This is a genomic window from Brachybacterium alimentarium, from assembly GCF_002332425.1.
GTDB classification, from domain to species: domain Bacteria; phylum Actinomycetota; class Actinomycetes; order Actinomycetales; family Dermabacteraceae; genus Brachybacterium; species Brachybacterium alimentarium.
Genome location: NZ_NRGS01000014.1, coordinates 81,964 through 100,197, shown reverse-complemented (window position 1 = coordinate 100,197; position 18,234 = coordinate 81,964). Strand labels below are relative to the sequence as shown.

18 protein-coding genes are annotated in these 18,234 nt (G+C 71.4%); 6 read left to right on the top strand and 12 right to left on the bottom strand.

Going from position 1 to position 18,234, the window contains the following annotated elements; genetic code table 11:
• Window positions 1-98: 98 nt before the first annotated feature.
• The 4 genes from CIK71_RS09645 to CIK71_RS09630 all read right to left on the bottom strand — a co-directional run bounded on the left by CIK71_RS09645 (window position 99) and on the right by CIK71_RS09630 (window position 4,886).
• Window positions 99-1,196, bottom strand: coding sequence for a type II secretion system F family protein (locus CIK71_RS09645; protein WP_096165279.1), 1,098 nt, complete (start codon window positions 1,194-1,196; stop codon window positions 99-101).
• Window positions 1,193-2,425, bottom strand: a complete 1,233-nt coding sequence (locus CIK71_RS09640) for a TadA family conjugal transfer-associated ATPase (RefSeq protein ID WP_096165278.1) — start codon at window positions 2,423-2,425, stop codon at window positions 1,193-1,195. Before CIK71_RS09640 ends, CIK71_RS09645 begins: the two co-directional genes overlap by 4 nt.
• Entirely contained in the window at window positions 2,422-3,579 is a 1,158-nt protein-coding gene (gene ssd / locus CIK71_RS09635) for a septum site-determining protein Ssd (protein WP_141393711.1), read from the bottom strand. Before ssd ends, CIK71_RS09640 begins: the two co-directional genes overlap by 4 nt.
• A gap of 506 nt (window positions 3,580-4,085) precedes the next feature.
• The gene (locus tag CIK71_RS09630; RefSeq protein ID WP_096165275.1) at window positions 4,086-4,886 is read right to left on the bottom strand and encodes an exodeoxyribonuclease III; all 801 of its coding nucleotides are present in this window, start codon (window positions 4,884-4,886) and stop codon (window positions 4,086-4,088) included.
• A 75-nt stretch (window positions 4,887-4,961) separates the two neighbouring features.
• On the opposite strand from CIK71_RS09630, the gene CIK71_RS09625 reads away from it, so the two are divergent.
• Together CIK71_RS09625 and CIK71_RS09620 are read left to right on the top strand one after the other, a co-directional pair.
• Window positions 4,962-5,807 (top strand): SDR family NAD(P)-dependent oxidoreductase, encoded by an 846-nt coding sequence (locus CIK71_RS09625; protein ID WP_096165273.1) that lies wholly within the window; start codon window positions 4,962-4,964, stop codon window positions 5,805-5,807.
• Between the two features lie 239 nt (window positions 5,808-6,046).
• Complete coding sequence (locus CIK71_RS09620) at window positions 6,047-6,646, top strand: orotate phosphoribosyltransferase (RefSeq protein WP_096165271.1); 600 nt, start codon at window positions 6,047-6,049, stop codon at window positions 6,644-6,646.
• A 231-nt stretch (window positions 6,647-6,877) separates the two neighbouring features.
• Here the strand turns inward: CIK71_RS09620 and ypfJ are convergent, their stop codons facing one another.
• On the bottom strand, window positions 6,878-7,801 hold the full coding sequence (gene ypfJ / locus CIK71_RS09615) for a KPN_02809 family neutral zinc metallopeptidase (RefSeq protein WP_096165270.1): 924 nt from the start codon (window positions 7,799-7,801) through the stop codon (window positions 6,878-6,880).
• Between the two features lie 254 nt (window positions 7,802-8,055).
• Between ypfJ and CIK71_RS09610 the strand changes: the two genes are divergently transcribed.
• From CIK71_RS09610 to fbaA, 3 genes are all read left to right on the top strand, one after another.
• Window positions 8,056-8,835: a DedA family protein gene (locus CIK71_RS09610; protein WP_096165268.1), complete on the top strand. Its 780-nt coding sequence runs from the start codon at window positions 8,056-8,058 to the stop codon at window positions 8,833-8,835.
• Window positions 8,832-9,578, top strand: coding sequence for a TrmH family RNA methyltransferase (locus tag CIK71_RS09605; protein ID WP_096165266.1), 747 nt, complete (start codon window positions 8,832-8,834; stop codon window positions 9,576-9,578). Before CIK71_RS09610 ends, CIK71_RS09605 begins: the two co-directional genes overlap by 4 nt.
• Window positions 9,579-9,726: 148 nt before the next feature.
• The gene (gene fbaA / locus CIK71_RS09600; RefSeq protein WP_096165264.1) at window positions 9,727-10,752 is read left to right on the top strand and encodes a class II fructose-bisphosphate aldolase; all 1,026 of its coding nucleotides are present in this window, start codon (window positions 9,727-9,729) and stop codon (window positions 10,750-10,752) included.
• A 559-nt stretch (window positions 10,753-11,311) separates the two neighbouring features.
• On the opposite strand, the gene CIK71_RS09595 is transcribed toward fbaA, so the two are convergent.
• The 7 genes from CIK71_RS09595 to CIK71_RS09560 all read right to left on the bottom strand — a co-directional run bounded on the left by CIK71_RS09595 (window position 11,312) and on the right by CIK71_RS09560 (window position 17,055).
• The gene (locus CIK71_RS09595; RefSeq protein WP_096165263.1) at window positions 11,312-11,683 is read right to left on the bottom strand and encodes a VOC family protein; all 372 of its coding nucleotides are present in this window, start codon (window positions 11,681-11,683) and stop codon (window positions 11,312-11,314) included.
• 204 nt (window positions 11,684-11,887) lie between these two features.
• Window positions 11,888-12,208: a DUF2516 family protein gene (locus CIK71_RS09590; RefSeq protein ID WP_096165261.1), complete on the bottom strand. Its 321-nt coding sequence runs from the start codon at window positions 12,206-12,208 to the stop codon at window positions 11,888-11,890.
• A 43-nt stretch (window positions 12,209-12,251) separates the two neighbouring features.
• On the bottom strand, window positions 12,252-13,544 hold the full coding sequence (locus tag CIK71_RS09585; RefSeq protein WP_096165257.1) for an FUSC family protein: 1,293 nt from the start codon (window positions 13,542-13,544) through the stop codon (window positions 12,252-12,254).
• Window positions 13,541-13,975: a hypothetical protein gene (locus tag CIK71_RS09580; RefSeq protein WP_096165410.1), complete on the bottom strand. Its 435-nt coding sequence runs from the start codon at window positions 13,973-13,975 to the stop codon at window positions 13,541-13,543. Before CIK71_RS09580 ends, CIK71_RS09585 begins: the two co-directional genes overlap by 4 nt.
• Before the next feature lie 314 nt (window positions 13,976-14,289).
• Complete coding sequence (gene ygfZ / locus CIK71_RS09575) at window positions 14,290-15,411, bottom strand: CAF17-like 4Fe-4S cluster assembly/insertion protein YgfZ (protein WP_245857443.1); 1,122 nt, start codon at window positions 15,409-15,411, stop codon at window positions 14,290-14,292.
• Window positions 15,404-16,054, bottom strand: a complete 651-nt coding sequence (locus CIK71_RS09570; RefSeq protein ID WP_096165253.1) for a heme-binding beta-barrel domain-containing protein — start codon at window positions 16,052-16,054, stop codon at window positions 15,404-15,406. Before CIK71_RS09570 ends, ygfZ begins: the two co-directional genes overlap by 8 nt.
• A gap of 251 nt (window positions 16,055-16,305) precedes the next feature.
• Window positions 16,306-17,055, bottom strand: a complete 750-nt coding sequence (locus CIK71_RS09560) for a hypothetical protein (protein WP_096165250.1) — start codon at window positions 17,053-17,055, stop codon at window positions 16,306-16,308.
• A 138-nt stretch (window positions 17,056-17,193) separates the two neighbouring features.
• Between CIK71_RS09560 and mshD the strand changes: the two genes are divergently transcribed.
• Entirely contained in the window at window positions 17,194-18,231 is a 1,038-nt protein-coding gene (gene mshD, locus CIK71_RS09555) for a mycothiol synthase (protein ID WP_096165249.1), read from the top strand.
• Window positions 18,232-18,234: the final 3 nt, after the last annotated feature.

Sequence of the window (18,234 nt, the reverse complement as noted above, 5' to 3'; positions counted from 1 at the left end):
GCCCGGAGATCGGTGGGAAGTGGAGGGAAGTTCGTGCGAGTTCTGGCGATCGCTGAGGAGCTCTGGCGGGGCGCGGGGACGCTGCACACGGGAGGCGCTCACAGCGCTGCTCCTGACGCGGTCAGGGCGAAGGTGCCGCCGAGCAGGGAGATCACGGTGGGGATGATCCCGAGCACCACGAAAGCGGGCAGCAGCGCGACGCCGGTGGGCAGCACCAGCCGTACGGCCAGCTGCGCGGCGCGCACCTCCGCGTCGCGGGCCCGGCCCCGGCGAGCATCCCGCGCGGCGGACCGCAGCACCCGGGCGAGGTCCGCCCCCGCGGATTCCGCGAGCACCGCAGACTGCCCCAGCGCGGTGAACTCGCTGGGCAGTTCCGCGGTGGCGAGCACGGCGGGGAGCCCGGCGTCGAGCGCTCCCGCGAGCCGACCGAGGGTCTCCTCGTCCGGACCCGAGGGCAGCGCGAGCGCGACGGAGCCGACCGACCGGGCCAGCGGCAGCCCGGAGTCGAGAGCCCCTGCGATCAGCTCGAGCACCACCGATGGATCCACCCGTCCTGTCTCCGGCGGATCGGCCCGATGGATCAGGCGCTGCATCCACCACCAGCCCAGACCGGTCAGAGCGATCCCGAGGGCGCCGAGCAGGTGGCCCGACGGCGAGCTGACCAGCAGCCGCAGCGGGTCTCCGCCCAGGAGGACCCCGAGCCCCAACCCGGCGAGCGGGAGCACCAGGAGGATCTTGGCGGTCGATCGGGGGCCGGTGAAGGCGCTGCGTCGTGCCTGTGCGGCGTCGTGGAGATCCCGCAGGGCATCGGCGAGGCTCTGCAGCATCCCGGCGGTCGGAGCGCCGGTGCGCTCGCAGACGCTGAGCGCTGCGCCCAGCGAGCCGATCGTCTCGCTGCGGGCGAGCGAGCCGGAGGCGGCGCGACGCGGATCCGCGCCGGCCGCGGCGGCGCGGGCCATCTCGGCCAGCTCGCCCTCGGGCATCGAATGGGCCACAGCGGCCCAGGCCTGCCGCACCCCGGCGCCGGAGCTGATCACGGTGGCCAGCTGCTCGACCATCCGCGCGACCTCGAGCCGTCCGGCGCTGGCACGGCGTGCCGCCCTGGCGGCCGGGCCGGGCCTGCTCGTCAGGAGCGGCGGCGCACAGACCCAGAAGACCGCCATCAGCGCGGCCAGCAGGATCGCGACGGAGATCATGCCGCTCTCCGACCGGGGGCGACGGGGGCCTGTGAGCTCTCACCCAGGCGGGCGGCGAGCTGTGCGGCGGCGGGCCCCTCCTGGAGCCCCTCGGCTGTCGCGCGCAGCGCGGTCGAGGCCCGCAGCATGCCCTCGCGGTCCCGGTGCAGCAGGGCGATCTCCTCGACGGTGCGCCGTCCCTCCCGTCGTCCGAGGTGGACCACCACCTCCAGGGCGCTGCTCACCTGGGCCGCCAGTGCGCCGCGGTCGAGCCCGCCGAGCGCCCCGAGAGCCTCGAGCCGCGCCGGGACGTCGCCTGCGGTATTCGCATGGACGGTGCCGCAGCCACCTTCGTGTCCGGTGTTCAGGGCCTGGAGCAGCTCCCGGATCTCACCGCCGCGGCACTCGCCGAGCACGATTCGGTCCGGGCGCATGCGCAGGCTCTGGCGCACCAGAGCGGTGAGGTCCACGGCACCTGCGCCCTCGCTGTTGGCATGCCGGGACTGCAGATGCACCGTGTGCGGATGGTCCACGGCGAGCTCGAGGACGTCCTCGACCACGACGATCCGCTCATGGTGGGGGACCTCCCGGAGCATCGCGGCCAGCAGGGTGGACTTCCCGGTCCCCGTGCCACCGGTGACCAGGAACGGCAGCCGGGAGCCGATGATCGCGTGCAGCACCGTCCGGGTGGCCGCCGTGAAGGCGCCGAGAGACTGGAGGGCGTCGAGATCCAGGCGCACCCCACCGGGCAGGCGCAGGGAGAGGATCGCGCCTCCGGGGGAGAGCGGCGGGAGGACGGCATGGAAGCGCAGACCCGAGGGAAGGTGGGCGTCGGCCCAGGGCACCGCGTCATCCAACCGCCGGCCACCGGAGGTCGCCAGCCGCACGGCCAGGTCGCGGGCCTGGCTGGGGGAGAGGTGCACGGGCGTCGGGTGCAACCCGTCGGCGTCGTCGACCCAGACGCTCCCGTCGTCGTTGACCAGCAGGTCCGTCACGCCGGGGGCCATCAGGTCCTGGAGGGGCCCGAGCCCCTCGACGTGGTCGCGAATGCGCGCGGTCAGCTCGAGGGTCGCAGCGGCGCCGAGCACCCTGCCCTGCCGGCGCAGCGCGCGAGTGATGCGGGGGACGTCGATGGTGCCCGGGGAGCGCACGAGGTCCTCGCGCACCAGCTCCACGAGGGAGGCCAGGTTCTCGTCGAGGGTCCCGGCAGCGATCCCCTGGGCCGGGGTGCGGGCGCAGTCGTCGCTCATGCCGCCTGCTCCTGGTGCAGGTGCGCCATCAGCCGCCGTGCCGAACGATCCGCGCCACGGCGCCTCACGTCCAACAGGGGGACCGCCGCGGCGGGGCCGTCCCGGAAGGAGGCCGCGAGGGGGAGGCCGAGGTCCTGGGACACCTCGGCGGGAGTGAGCGGACCGCGCCGTCGCACGACCACCTGAGCGATGGCGTCGGGCAGCTGCCAGCTGCGCAGGCGGCGTGCCGTCGCCCGGACCGCATGATCGGAGGCGGGAACCACCAGGAGCAGCTGGTCGAGATGCTCGGCGCAGTCGGGAACGAGCCCGTCGGCCAGATCCACCACGACGGTGCTGCCGAGCGGACGCAGCGCCGTCAGCACTCTGGCCAGGGGCTCCGGGGCCGGGCCCACGTGATTCGTCGCCGCCAGCAGGCGCACGTCGTCCACCGCCGGAAGGCCGTCGTGCAGGGCCTCTCCATCATCGGGACCGAGGCCCGAGACATCCGCCCAACCGATCCCGGCGGCTTCGGGCGCCTCGATCAGGAGGTCCAGGCCGCCGCCCAACGGATCGGCATCGATCAGCACCGTCGACCCGTGAGTGAGCGCCGCGGCGGCCAGGCGTGCCGCGAAGCTCGAGGTGCCCGCGCCGCCGCAGCCGCCGACCACCCCGAGGATCCGGGAGGCGGCGCGCGGACGGGAGAACTCGGCCAGGTGCGAGAGGAAGCCGTCCGATCCCGCGGGCAGCGGAACAACGGCCTGGGCGCCGACGGCGAGGGCCCTCTCCCAGACCTCCTGCGGAACCTCTGGCGAGGCGGTGACCACGAGTAGCGGGAGACGCCCGGTGCGCACTGCGCGCTCCTGATGCTCGAGCGCGGCAGCGTCCACCACGAGGCAGACGGTCGTCCCCTCGGAAGGGCTCTCGGACAGCTCCATCCCCAGCGCGCCGGCGTGGTCGCGGACCAGCTCGCGCAGCCCCTCATCCGCACCCGCCCAGCGCACCAGGAGAGGCCCGTCGGCCGTTGTCGGAGGCGCGGCGGAAGGGCCGGGGAACCGCGCGGGGCGGCGCCGCGGACCGGCCGACGACAGGAGGGCGGGCGCGGCCGCGAGGGCGTCCCCCGGGGAGCTCGAGCCGTGCGGTGCGCTGCCGCGTGGACGCATGGTTGTGCTGGTCATGCGGCCATCGTTGCCGTGCCGGACGGTTGCTCACCGGGCGGGAGGCGCGGCGGTGGACAACCGCCCTCTGGGGAGGAGAGGTGCCGCGCGCAGAGGGCTTGCTAACCGCTCCGGTCCGGCGTAATGTGACGTGGACAACGACGAATACCGGCACCGGAACCCACGTGCGACTGGTCCCCGCAACGGACCGGCTGTGAGGCGTCGAAAGCGCCACCGCAGCCACTCACCGTGCACGCCTGATACCGATGCCAAGGCTCGTCCGGAGCGGCGCCGCAGTCACTGCGACGCCGCTCCATTCTGTGCGGGCCGATGTTCGCGCCATGCGTCGACCGGGCCGATTCGCTCACGGGCCGGTTTGTCGACCGAGCCGGTTTGTCGACCGGGCACATTCGCCCACCGGGCCGGCTTGTCGGCCGCGCCTCGTGCGCCGGGCCGCAGGGCCGCAGGACCCAGGCTCTCCGGACCTGCCGCCCCGTCGGCCTCGGAACCCCGGGTCGGCGTCGGCCTCAGAACTCCAGGTCGACCACCACGGGCGCGTGATCCGAGGCGCCCTTACCCTTGCGCTCCTCGCGATCGATGAACGATCCGCTGACGGCGCTCTGCACGGCGGGGGAGCCGAGCACGAAGTCGATGCGCATGCCTTCCTTCTTCGGGAAGCGCAGCGCCTGGTAGTCCCAGTAGGTGTACACGCCCGGACCCTCGTGATCGGGGCGCACCACGTCGGCGTAGCCGGCATCGACCACGGCCCGGAACGCGGCGCGCTCGGGCTCGGTGACGTGGGTCTTGCCCTCGAAGAAGCTCATGTCCCAGACGTCCTCGTCCAGCGGGGCGACGTTGAAGTCGCCCACGAGCACGGCGCGCGCGGCCGGATCCTCGGAGAGCGTGCGGGAGGCCTCGGCCCGCAGGGCCTCCAGCCAGCGCAGCTTGTAGGCGTAGTGAGGGTGCTCGAGCTCGCGGCCGTTGGGCACGTACAGCGACCAGATCCGCAGACCGTCGCCGACGACACCGCTGAGGGCACGGGCCTCGACCACGCCCGTTTCGTCCTCGGGCCAGCTGGGCACGTCGGGCAGCTCGGTGCGCACGTCGCTCAGGCCCACGCGCGAGATCAGCGCGACGCCGTTCCACTGATTCAGCCCGTGCGCGCTGACCTCGTATCCGGCCTCCTGCAGAGCGGTGAGGTCCAGCTGCTCGGGTTTGGCCTTGGTCTCCTGCAGAGCCAGCACGTCGACGTCGTGACGCTCCAGGAAGGCGAGCACGCGATCCATTCGTGCTCGCAGAGAATTGATGTTCCAGGTGGCGATGCGCATGCCGACGATCCTACGGGGGAGCGCCGACCTTCGTAGATGGTCATGAGTGGCCACGAAGAGTCGTAAACTCAGCTCATGGCGCGCGCACTCGTCACCGGATCGACCTCAGGGTTGGGCCTGGAGTTCGCCTGGCAGTTGGCAGGCACCGGGCATGATCTCGTGCTGGTCTCACGGGATGAGGACAGGCTGCGCGCCGTCTCCGAGCAGATCCGGGACGTCCACGACGTCGACGTCGAGGTGCTCGCGGTGGACCTCTCGGACCGTGAGCTGCTGGAGAAGGTCGCCGTCCGGCTCACCGACCCGGTGGATCGCGTGGACCTGCTGGTCAACAACGCGGGCTACGGACTGCGCGGCGGCTTCCTCGAGGTGGGCATCGAGGACCACGAGATGCAGATGGACACCCTCATGAAGGCTGTCCTGGTGCTGTCCCATGCGGCGGCGCGCACCATGGTGCAGCGTCGGCGCGGGGCCATCCTCAACGTGAGCTCCCTGGCCGGCTATACCACGGCGGGACCCTATGCGGCCTCCAAGAGCTGGGTCACGGTGTTCACGGAGGCGCTGGCCATGGAGCTCAAGGGCACCGGCGTCACGGCCACCGCTCTGCTCCCGGGCTTCGTGCAGACCGAGTTCCATGAGCGGGCGGCCATGACGATGGACGGTCTGCCGCGGATCACCTGGCTGAAGGCGCCGTTCGTCGTGGAGCAGGCGCTCAAGGACACCGCCAAGGGGAACGTGCTGTCGATCCCCTCGGTGAAGTATCGGACCGCAGGCGAGTTCTCCCGGATCGCGCCGCGGTCGATGGTGCGGGCGCTGACCTCGCCGAACTGGTACCACCGCATGCAGCAGCGCGCCGTGCTGCGCTCCCGACGCCGGGCCTCGAGGCGCAACCTCCGCGCTCCCTGGCAGCGCGAGGGCGAGTAGTTCCGGCAGCTGCGTGGCGACCCGGAGCGTCAGCCCGGCTGCTTCCCGACTGCTCGGAGCGGCGACCTGTCTGCTACCGCTGCTCGGGGCGGCGACCTGTCTGCTACCGCTGCTCGGGGCGGCGACCCGCCTGCCACCGCTGCTCGGAGCGCCAGCCGGGCTTCTCCTCGTCAGCCCCCGGCGGCTCCACGGTCCGGCGCGGACGACGCCGGGGCGGCGAGGTCCATTACCCTGGCGGCATGCCCGAGACCAGCACCGGCCCCGCCCTGCCCGCCCCGATCGACGCCGCCCGTGAGCGCTTGCGTGAGCTGATCCGTGACCTCGCCGTCGTGCGCGGCCACGTCGTGCTCTCCTCGGGCGCCGAGGCCGATCATTACGTCGACCTGCGCCGCATCACCCTCCACCACGAGGCCGCACCGCTCGTCGGCCGCGTGATGCTCGACCTGCTGCAGCGCGAGGGCCTCGTGCCCGGCGTCGAAGCCGTCGGCGGGCTCACCCTCGGCGCCGACCCGGTCGCCACCTCGATCCTGCACGCCTCCGCGGCCGACGAGGCGATCGACCCGCTCGACGCCTTCGTGGTGCGCAAGGCCAACAAGGCGCATGGCCTGCAGCGGCGGATCGAGGGGCCGGACGTCACCGGTCGTCGCGTGATCGCCGTCGAGGACACCTCGACCACGGGCGGCAGCGTGCTGACCGCCTGCGAAGCCCTCACCGAGGCCGGTGCCGAGATCGCAGCGGTCGCCGTGATCGTGCACCGTTCGGACGCCTCCCGCGAGGCCGTCGAGGCCGCCGGTTACCGCTACCTCTCCGCCTACGACCTCTCCGAGCTCGAGATCTGAGACGACGCGCGGCCGACGGGTGTGTCGGGGTCCGTTCGGCCCCCGCAGACTCGGCGCGGAATCGCTCGGCGCCCGCTGTCCCGACGAGAGCCGTTCGGCGCCCGCCCTCTCGACGAGAGCCGTTCGGTGCGCGCTGACGCGACGAGAGTCGTTCGGCGCCGGATGACGCGACGAGAGTCGTTCGGCGCGCGCTGATTCGACGCGGGCCCGCGCGACCTCCGACGGGCCGGGTCAGACCCGTTCGACGGAGAAGGTGTCGCAGGACTCCACGGTCCCCCGCTCGTAGCCGGTCGTGAACCAGGCGCGACGCTGCTCGGAGGAGCCGTGCGTCCAGGTCTCCGGCCGCACCTCACCACCGGCGACCGCGCCCTGGATGTGGTCATCACCCACCGCGCTCGCCGCGGACAGCGCCGAGTCGATGTCCTGCTCGGACAGCGGCGACAGCATCGTCTGCCCCTGATCGTCCGTGGTGGACGACGCATGGCTGGCCCACACCCCCGCGTAGCAGTCGGCCTGCAGCTCGATGCGCACCCCGTCGGACTGCGGGCCGGTCTGGGAGCGGTCCGCGCTCTGCATCGTGCCGGACAGGTATTGGATGTGGTGGCCGTACTCATGAGCCACCACATACATCTTGGCGAGCTGGCCGCCGTCGGCCCCGTACTGCGTGGACAGCGAATCGAAGAACGACACGTCGACGTAGAGGGTCGCGTCGGCCGGGCAGTAGAACGGGCCGATGTCGGCCGTGGCCCCACCGCAGCCGGTCTGCACCGAGTCGTCGAACACCCGCCCCTGGGGCTCGACGAAGTCGATGCCCGACTCGGGGCCGAGCCGTGCCCACAGCGAGTCCGCGGATTCGACCGTCGCCTGGACCAGGCACTCATCGCGCTCGTCGGCGTCCGCCCCCGTCTGGCACTCCTCGAGCGCACCGCCCTCGGCGGCCGGGCCGTTCTCATCGGTCCCGCCCAGGAAGGTCGCCGGATCGATCACCCCGGTGAACGTGAGGATCAGCAGGACCACCAGCAGGAGGCATCCGCCGCCGCCCCCGAGCTTCAGCCCACCACCGGGCCGGAATCCGCCCGGACCTCGACCTCCGCCGGCACCGCCCGCGCGGGCGACGTTGCCGGAGCGGATCTCCGCACTCGGGGTGAAGGTCATAGCGACAGAGTAGACCGAGAGATCCACGTGAGCAGGCTGAATGGCGTTCGTGAAGGTCCTGCGCACTCGCTGGCGCAGGAGCGGCAGGATGCCGCCGCCCCTCTACGATATGAGCAGGGCAGGCCGCTGCCTCGGACCAGGACGGGACGGCACCGGCCATCGACGGATCGACCGGTGCGGAGCCCTCCCCGCAGGACCGGCCCACCATCACATCCCAGCCGCCGGCGGCCGGACCGAGCACTGAGGAGACCTGCATGAACATCGTCGACTGGGCGGTCAGCGCGATGGACGCCATGGGCGCCCTCGGCCTCGCCCTGCTGATCTTCCTCGAGAACGTGTTCCCGCCGATCCCCTCCGAGGTGGTCCTGCCGCTCGCGGGAGTGGCGGCGGCGGGCCCGCAGCACAGCTATGCGGCGATGCTCCTGGCGTCGGTCGCAGGCTCCCTGCTCGGGGCCTGGCTGCTGTACGGACTGGGGCGCCTGCTGGGCCCGGTGCGGCTGCGGACCATCTTCCTCACGCTGCCGCTGCTGCACGTGACGGACTACGACAAGACCGTCGCGTTCATGGACAAGCACGGGAACAAGGCGATCTTCTTCGGGCGCATGGTGCCCGGCGTGCGATCCCTGATCTCCATCCCGGCGGGTCTGTACGCGATGCCGCTGTGGAGCTTCAGCCTGCTCACCGCCGCCGGCAGCGCGATCTGGAACGCGATCTTCCTGACCATCGGCTACTCCCTGGGGAGCAACTGGACCGTCATCGAGCCGTACACCGGTCTCTTCTCGAACGTCGTCTACGCGATCATCGCGCTCGTGGCGCTGGTCTTCCTGGTCCAGCTGATCCGCCGCGAGGTCGCCCGGCGCCGACTCGGCCTGCCGGACCCCGATGAGGTGCTGCTCGAGCAAGAGCAAGAGCAAGAGCAAGAGCAGGAGCAGGAATGGGCGCAGGAACAGGAGCAGGCGCAGGAGCAGGAGCGGACGCAGGAACAGGGCGATCTGGCGGACGGCACCGGCCACGGAACCGAGCTCTCCCGATGACCCCGTCGGCCGCCGACCCCTCGCGCACGAACGAGATCCCAGATACGTCGGAGACCTCCAAGACCTCCAAGACCTCCAAGATCCCTGAGACCTCCGAGAAACTCGTGACGTCCGAGGCCCCCGAGCGCGCTGTCGGCGTCGGCCCGCATCCTCTGCCCTGGCCGGAGGGAGAGCACTGGGATCCGGAGCTGCTGCAGCACGGGGACCGCCGCAACGTCGAGGACCGTTTCCGCTACTGGCGGCGCGAAGCGATCGTCACCGAGCTCGATGCGCACCGCCATGATCTGCACGTCGCCATCGAGAACCTCGAGCACGACGCGAACATCGGCTCGGTGGTGCGCACGGCGAACGCCTTCGGGGTGGGCGCCTTCCACATCGTCGGCCGGCGCCGCTGGAACCGTCGCGGGGCGATGGTCACCGACCGCTACCAGCACGAGATCCACCACCCCGACGCCGCAGACCTCATCGCCTGGGCCCGCGAGCAGTCCCGCCCGATCGTCGCGATCGACCTCGTCCCCGGTGCGATGCCGCTCGAGCACACGACCCTGCCGCGCAATGCACTGCTGGTCGTGGGGCAGGAAGGGCCGGGTGTGAGCGCCGAGATCCTCGCGGCGGCGGACCTCGTCGTGGGCATCACGCAGTTCGGATCCACCCGCTCGATCAACGTGGCCGCAGCCGCCGCGATCGCCATGCACAGCTGGATCCTGCAGCACGCCGAGATCCCCGACGGCCCCCTGCGCTGAGCGCCGCCCAGGGCGGGTTGTCCGCGTAGGACCTTCGACCCGGGGCAGTCAGGCGCACTGTGGAACAATGAGAGGGATCGAACGACCCTGCGCCGTGTTTCCGCACTGCCGGTCGTCTCAGACTCTCTTCAGCGAAGGAGAATGCCTCATGGCAGTCGCAACCCCGGATCAGTACGCAGAGATGATCGACCGCGCGAAGGCGGGCAAGTTCGCCTACCCGGCGGTCAACGTCTCGAGCTCCCAGACCGCCATCGCCGCCCTGCAGGGCTTCAGCGATGCGAACACCGACGGCATCATCCAGGTGTCCTTCGGCGGTGCCGAGTACCTCTCCGGCTCCACGGTCAAGGACCGTGTCGCCGGTTCGCTCGCGCTCGCCGAGTTCGTGCACGCGGTGGCCAAGAACTACCCGATCAACGTCGCGCTCCACACCGACCACTGCGCCAAGGAGGTTCTGCCCACCTGGGTCGAGCCCCTCATCGAGTGGGACCTCGAGAACCGCGTGAAGAAGGGCCTGAACCCGCTCTTCCAGTCGCACATGTGGGACGGCTCCGCCGTGCCGGTCGACGAGAACCTCGAGATCGCCGAGCGTCTGCTGGAGAAGTCCGTCGAGGCCAAGAAGATCCTCGAGATCGAGGTCGGCGTCGTCGGTGGCGAAGAGGACGGCGTGCAGGCCGACGTCTCCAACGACAAGCTCTTCTCGACCCCCGAGGACGGCCTGAAGACGGCCGCCAAGCTCGGCCTGGGCGAGCGCGGCCGTTACCTGACCGCTCTGACCTTCGGCAACGTGCACGGCGTGTACAAGCCGGGCAACGTCAAGCTGACCCCGTCGATCCTGCTGGACATCCAGAAGGCCGTCGGCGCGGAATACGGCAAGGACATGCCGTTCGACCTCGTCATGCACGGCGGCTCCGGTTCTTCCATCGAGGAGATCCAGACTGCGGTCGACAACGGTGTCATCAAGATGAACATCGACACCGACACCCAGTACGCCTTCACCCGCCCGGTCGTCTCGCACATGTTCGAAAACTACGACGGCGTCATGAAGATCGACGGCGAGGTCGGCAACAAGAAGGCCTACGACCCCCGCGCCTGGGGCAAGAAGGCCGAGGCCGGACTGGCCGCACGCCTGGTCGAGGCAGCGGAGAACCTCCGCTCGGCCGGCACCCACGTGTGAGCAGTCGCGAGCTGATCTGCCGTTAGGCAGGCCCATTACGACACGGAACCCCGGAGCTTCGGCTCCGGGGTTCCGTCGTTCCTGGTCCGCCGTTTTCGGGCCCGTCGTTTTCGGGGGCGTCGGTCCTGGCCCGTGGTCCCTGGCCTGTCGTTCCCGGGCCCGTCGTTCCTGGCCCGTCGTCGCTGGGCCCGTCGTCCCTGGGTCGGGTCCGGCGTTGGTGTCGGCGTGGGCGTGGGCCGGGTGGGCATTCGGGGTGGTGGTCGCGTCGCCGATGGGCCGCTGGTGATGTGCACGGGTTATATCGCCAGTGCACCTCACCATTGGCCCGCCGGTGACACGGGAGCTTGCCGGAGACGCGAAAGCTTGCCGGTGACACGGGAGCTCGCTGGCGCCGTGGGAGCCCGCCGGAGACTTGGCGGTCCGCGGGAGACGCGGCGCCCTGCTGGGGGCGTGGGAACGTGTCGGCGACACAGCCCCGATCGTCTCGACCCGCTCATCGGAGCCGTGGGGCACGGAACCTGTCAGTGTTGCGGGTACCCGTCAGCTCTGGGGGAACCCGTCAGTTCTGCGGCCGCTCATTGAACTGGAGCTTGTGCCCATCGGGGGCATCGACCGTCGCGTACGTCCCCCAGGGCTCGCGCGTCACCTCGGACGTCCTCGCACCTCGCGCGCGCAGTTGCTCGACAGTCGCTGCGACGTCATCGGCGGCGAAGGTGAGGTACGCGCCCTCACCGGGCTGCTTCCCGAACGCTGCGGCGGCAGCCAGGACGAGGGATGTCCGAGCGCCGGACGGCCTGACCTCCAGCCATCGCGAATCCTCCTCCATCTCGGCGTCCATCACGACGTCGAAGCCCAGGACGTCGCGGTAGAACTCCAGAGCTGAGTCCTGGTCGCTGACATAGAGGATCGCGGAGGCCACCGAGGTGATCATTTCTGGATGCTATGCCGGTCGATGCGGAGCCGCAATGGCTGAGCCGCAATGCAGGAGGTCGAACCGCCGCGCGTGACCGCCGACCGCCGCGCGAGACCGCCGACCACCGCGCGTGACCGCCGACCGCCACGAGTGGCCGCCGACTATCGCGAGTGGCCGTCGAACCGCCGCGAGTAACCGCCGACCATCACGAGTGACGACGAGTCACCAGCGGTTGCCCGCGGCGCGGCCCATGACGCGCTTGAGCGCGGGGAGCACGTCGGCGAGGAAGATGCCCGAGATGATCACGCCCGCGAGCATGAACAGCATCGAGGAGCCGCCCCGGCCGATGGGGTAGGGCAGCGAGAGGAAGCCGAGCAGCATCGCCACACCGGTCAGCACGCACCAGAACACCTTCGTGCGCTTGCTGGCCGCGACATAGGCGTCCGCGCGGAAGCGCAGTGCGTTCACGAAGGCCCAGATCTCGACGGCGAGCAGGGCCAGCGAGAGCACGAGGAAGATCCACATCTGGATGGCAGCGATCATCGGGACAGGATACGGGGAGCGCCTGGACGGCTCCCGGGCGCGGTCAGCGTCGGCGGGTCGGATCGGAGCGATCGGTGATCAATAGCTCGATCGCCTCCGTGGTCGCGGGCGGTTCGAGGGCACGCATCTCCTGGGTCATGGGGCGCGGGCCGATCGCATCGCCGTCGGCGACGACCACCAGGCTGGGCAGGAACTGCTTGGCCTCCACGGAGGTGAGTCCTGTGGCCTGCAGCAGGTCGATCGCGAGGGAGCGCAGCTGGATGGCGAGCGTGACGCCCTCGAAATGACCGGCTCGGCCGGGTCGGACGCCCTCGTCGTTGCGCAGCAGCATCTCCGGGGTCAGATAGGACGAGTACAGCCGAAGCTTCCGTCGCGCCTCGGTGAAGTCGACGGCATCGTGGGTGACGGCGGCGCTCAGCTCGGTGACGGCATCGCGGGCGGCGAGCAGGGCGTCGGCGAGGGTGGAGTGGGCGTCGCCGTGCACGGCGTCGAGGAACTCCGTCTCGCGCCGCGCGATCACGCGCATGTTGCGCATCGCCCGGTCCGAGCCGATCAGCAGGTGCTCGAGCCGGCCCACGTCGCCCGCGTGGCGCAGACCGGATGGAGCGAAGGTCGCCATCTCGTTGGCGACATCGTTGGCGAGCTTCCACTCGTCGGTGTACTTCTGGGACGTGTCCCGGACGGACACGAGCGCCGCCTGGGCCACGTCGCGATCGCCGCTGCGGGCGGCCAGGGCGAGCGAGACCAGGGTGTTCTCCAGCTCCCGGTAGAAGGAGATCGCGGCCTCGCTCTGCAGGCGCCGCGGATCCCCGGACAGCAGCAGGTGGACGATGATCGCGACCACCACACCGGTGACCGCATCGAGCACGCGCCCGCCGGGAGTCATCCCGGGGGTCATCGGCATGATCATGACCAGCAGGGACTGGATCGTGGTCTGGAATCCGAACAGGTTCGACTTGTCGATGAAGCGGGCGAGCATCCCCGCGCAGAACACGACCACGAGGATCTGCCAGGTGCCCGAGCCGAGCAGCTGTCTGGCGATCTCGCCCAGCAGCACCCCGAACATGACGCCCGACGCCATCTCGACGATCTTGCGCATCTTCTTCTCGATGCCGAATCCGATGATCACGAACGCGACGATCGAGGAGAAGAACGGGAACTCATGGCCCCACAGCAGGCTGCTGAGCATGTAGGCGCAGCCGGCGGCGACCGCGGCGCGGCTCACCGTGAGCACGTCGTGGCGCCCGCGGGACAGCCCGGTGGTGAACCAGTCCGCGACGGCCGCGCGGGCGTTCTCCAGCTTCCTGCGGCGAGGCGAGGGGGCGGCGGGACTCATGGGCGCACCGGATCCTCGAGCCGCATCTGCAGCAGCTCGGGCAGGTCGAAGGAGTCTCCGTCGCGGGCGCCGCGACCCACCACCAGCGGTGCGGGTCTCGGCTCCGGAGTGGCTCCCTGGAGGCGTGAGCGCAGGCCGCCGTCGACCCGCATCACGTAGTAGCGACCCTCGGTGTCCACCGCGAGGGTGCGGTCCTTCTTCAGGTACCAGCCCTCCAGCGCAGTGCGTATCGTGCCGGGGCCGGCGTACGGCTTCGCCCGGAGGGGGACCGGCGCGATCCCGGCCTCACGGAAGCGCGTGATCGCCTCCCGGATCATCGTGGTCGCCTTCTCGTGCTCCGCCTGGCGCGCGGCGTGCAGCGCCTGCTCCTTGGCCTCGAACACCTCCTGGCGGTGTCGGGTCCAGTCCTCCTGGTCGCCCTGTGCACTCATGATCGCCATTCTTCCAGGTCCGTGTCACCGATGCGGGTGGGAGCCGTGGGGACGGCGTGCACATGATGTGGCGGATCCTTGACCCCGGAGGCGTCGGCCACACCGGCGTGCCCGCCGACGACGCCGGCTGCGCCGGACAGCGGCACCGTCCGCCCCGGACGCCCGACGTCGTCCGCCCTGAGAGCGGTACCGGCGCGCCCGCCGTGCGGGCGGCGCCGGCGTCCCCGCCGACGACACTTGCCCGACGCCGGACGCCGGACGCCCGACGCCCGACGCCCGACGTGCGGGGGAGGAAGTGGCGGGGTCCGGTGCGCTCAGAGCCTCGCGGTGGCGGGGCGTGCGCCGTGCTCGCGCGGGAGCACGATCGGCTCCTGGCTCGCATCGATCCACGAGGCCGTGGTCTCGCCGTCGGACGAGCTCATGAGCACCTGGACCGACAGGCCGGCGTCCAGCGGGACCGCGCGCCGCACCACGGCGAGGGCGATCGGGCCCAGGTCGGCGTGCAGCGCCGCGGAGGTGACGGTGCCGACGACCTTGCCGTCGCTGTTCTCCAGTCGCACTTCCCCGCCGGGGGCGACGGGGATGTCCTGGGAGCCGTCCAGGTGGAGCATGACCAGGCGGCGCGGCGGCTGGCCGAGGTTCAGCACCTTCGCAACGGTCTCCTGGCCGCGATAGCAGCCCTTGGTGGTGTGCACGGTGGTGCGCAGCAGGTCGAGCTCGTGGGGGATCGAACGCTCGTCGACCTCGCGTCGCGCGCGGGCGCGGTGGTCGGCGATGCGCAGCGCTTCCCAGGACGTCATCCCGGCCAGGTGCTCTGGCTTCCACGGCAGGTCGGCGAGCGCGGCGGCGTCCAGCACGGTGAGCACCGCACCCACCGGATCCTCCGGGTCGGGACCGTAGGCGATGCCGCCCGGTGCGACCTGCGGCCAGGGCTCGGACCAGACGGCCGCCGGCTCCGGCAGCCCCAGCTCGGGGAGCACCTCGGAGGCAGGGGCGAGCGCGCCGACCACTCGCAGGTCGTCGCGGTCGGTCAGCTCGACGCGCGCCGCGAAGCGCATCATCTCGAGGTACTTCCGCAGGCCGGCGCGGCAGTCGGCGTCCAGCACCAGCAGCACGGCGTCCTCGGCGCTGATCACCGCGGAGGCCAGGTGCTCGACGCGGCCCGTCGGGGAGAGCACGGCGAGGCTGGAGGAGGAGCCGACCGGGGTGCCGGCCAGCACCTGGGAGGTGGTGGTGGTCAGCCAGGTGCGGGCGTCGGCGCCGCTCACCTCGAGCACCTCGAACTGGCCGAGGTCCACGACCGCGCGATGGTTCAGCAGTCGGCGCTGCTCGCGCAGCGGGGCGCCGTAGTGGGCGGGCACGGCGGCGTCGGGGCCGTCCCCGAGCACGGCGCCTGTGCGCAGCAGCGGATGGATGTCCCGCGAGGGGTCAAGCACGGTTGAGCTCCAGAGAAAGGTAGGGAGCCATGGTCGGAGCATCCGATGCGGTGCTCTCGGCTCCCTCGGTGGTGGGCAGACGCTGCTCCCACAGCCACATGAGGCGGCCGCTGATGTACCCGAACATGCGGGTTGCAGTCACCTCACGTCGGCCGGGAGCGGAGTGGGCGAGCTGGACGCGAGGCCCGCGGACCTCACCGGCCCAGGTCTCCTCGCTGCCGTCCTGGCGGGTGAACTGCGCCTGCAGGGAGTGCGACAGGAAGGCGGCGGGGTCGCCGGGCTTCGCGGCGCGGGCCGCGGCGATGTCCTGGCCCGGCAGCGGATCGCCGACGGTCCAGATGCCGTCCTCACGCATCAGCAGGGTGCGCTCGCCGGTTCCCGCAGGAGCGGGCGTCGAGTCGTCATCCCGCGCGAAGACGCTGGTGGGAGGCAGGGGAGCGGCTTCGTCGACCTCGTGGATCGTGGAGCGCCAGGCGAGGGTGCCATCGTCCTGTGCGGTGCAGACCAGCTGCTGTTCGATCCGTCGATCAGGGGCCTCGTCGTCCCCGGGCCGTTGGACGGCGCCTTCGCCGGACCAGGTGCCGATCAGCCAGGCCAGCGGGTACAGCGACTCGGGCAGTGAGGTGTCCAGCGAGATGGGCATGGGAGTCCCGGGGCCGATCAGCTGGAGAACAGGCGCGTGAGCACGAGGAGGGCGAAGGCCAGGGTGCCGAGGCCCACGAGGACCACGAGGGCGATGAAGACGAGGGAGAGCGCAGACATGTCCCCGAGTCTATCGCGCCGCCGCGCTGTGCGAGGAAGGCGCGGGACCGGCGGATCACAGGCACGGAGGAGTGCTGGAGCAGGCGCACGGAGCTGGCGACCAGGGCGCCAGCGGTTCAGGGGAACAGCGGTTCAGGGGATCAGGAGCGCGGCGAGGTGGGCGACCACGCCCACGGTGGCCACGGGCACCGCGCCCACTGCGAGGGAGGGCAGCGGCTCCTTGGCGACCAGTGAGGAGCCCACCAGCAGCTGCGCGCAGGTGGACCCGACCGCGACGAGCACGCCCACGGCGATCGCGAAGGGCAGGGCGACCCCGGCCAGCGCGATCGCGAGCACCGCCGTCACCGCGGTACCGGCGGCGAAGGACAGCGCCAGGCGCACCCAGAAGGGGAGGGGGGTGGCGTTGAGCAGCAGGGTCGTCGCCAGTCCCAGGGCGAGCGCGGCGATCACAGCGGATCGTCCTGTGGCGACGGCCTCCGTCTGGGCGAGGGCCCAGCAGGCGGCGGTGCCCGAGACGAACACTCCGGCGACGGTCCCGGTCAGGGACGCGGTGAGGTCGCGGCGCTCCGGCCGCAGCATCTGCTGCACGAAGGAGGCGAACACTCCGACGGCGCACACCATCACCACCCCGGACATCGGGGTGAACCGTTCGGGGGTGAGGACCGCGAGCGCGGCTCCCACGATCCCGACCGCGCTGATCACGATGGCGGTGCCCCGGGGGGAGGGCAGCTCGAGCAGGGACGGCCAGGCGATGCCGACCAGCAGGGCGAGCACGCCCACGCAGATCGCCATGAGGACGGGGGAGAGGCTTCCGGTGAGAGAGACCAGGGCCAGCAGGAGCGCCAGGGCAGCGCCCAGCGGGGCGCGCTCGGGAGCGGTCATCGTGCCTCCCTAGCACTCGGTTCCGGTCTCTTGATCGCCGCCGACGGACGTGGTCGGTCGGGCGCTACAGTGGCAGTCTACGAGCGCCCGCCGGTCGGGGGCACACTCAGCGACTCCCTTGAGCCCCGGAAGGACCCCATGATCACGACGGACGCTCTCTCGCCCGCCCACCATGACGCCGTCCGTGACCTGCTCGATGCGGTCACCGCCCACGACGGGATCAGCCCTCTGGACGAAGCGGCACGTCTCGCGCTGGTGGGAGGCACCGCACAGCATCTGCTGTCTCCCGTCGACTTCGGTAACGGCACCGATCACGCCGGTCGGGCGGCGGCCGAGGCGGCCGACGAGGGCGCGCTGGCCGGTTACGTCAGCGTGCTGGAGGACGGGACCGTGCAGGGCATGGTGCACCCGGAGCACCGTCGGCGCGGGCACGGCACGGCTCTGCTGCGCGCCGCCCTCGCGCTGCGGCCCGACGCCGGGGTCTGGGCGCACGGCGCGCTCGAGGCCTCCATGGCATTCCTCTCCGCGGCGGGCCTGCACGAGACCCGTCGGCTCCTGACCCTGCATCGCCCGCTGGATGCGGCCCATCCGGTGCCTACCGTGCCCGCGCCGACGCTCGAGGGGCTGCGGTTGGACACCTTCGACGTCGAGCGCGATGCGGACCGCTGGCTCGAGGTCAACGCTCACGCCTTCGCCGATCACCCGGAGCAGGGAGCTCTCACCCGCTCCGACCTCGATCAGCGCATGGCCGAGCCGTGGTTCGACCCCGAGGATCTGCTCGTCGCCCGGGTGGACGACGAGCTCGTCGGCTTCGTCTGGGTGAAGCAGGAGGCCCCGGTCGGGACCGCCGATGCCGACGACAGCAGCGACAACGGGGCCGGCCGCGACAGCCGCGACAACGGGGCTGGCCGCGAGAACCCGGCCGGCCGCGACAGCCAGAACGTGGTTCCGCAGGACGCCGAGATCTATGTGGTCGCCACGGCGCCCTCGGTGCAGGGTCGCGGCGTCGCCGGATACCTGCTGGCCACTGCGCTGGAGCGACTGCACGAGGCCGGAGTTCCCGGTGTGGAGCTGTACGTCGAGGCAGACAACACGCCCGCGCTGCGCCTGTACGAGACCTGGGGATTCACCGTCTCGGGTCGTGACGTCCAGCTGCGCGCCGCGGGAGAGGGCTGAATC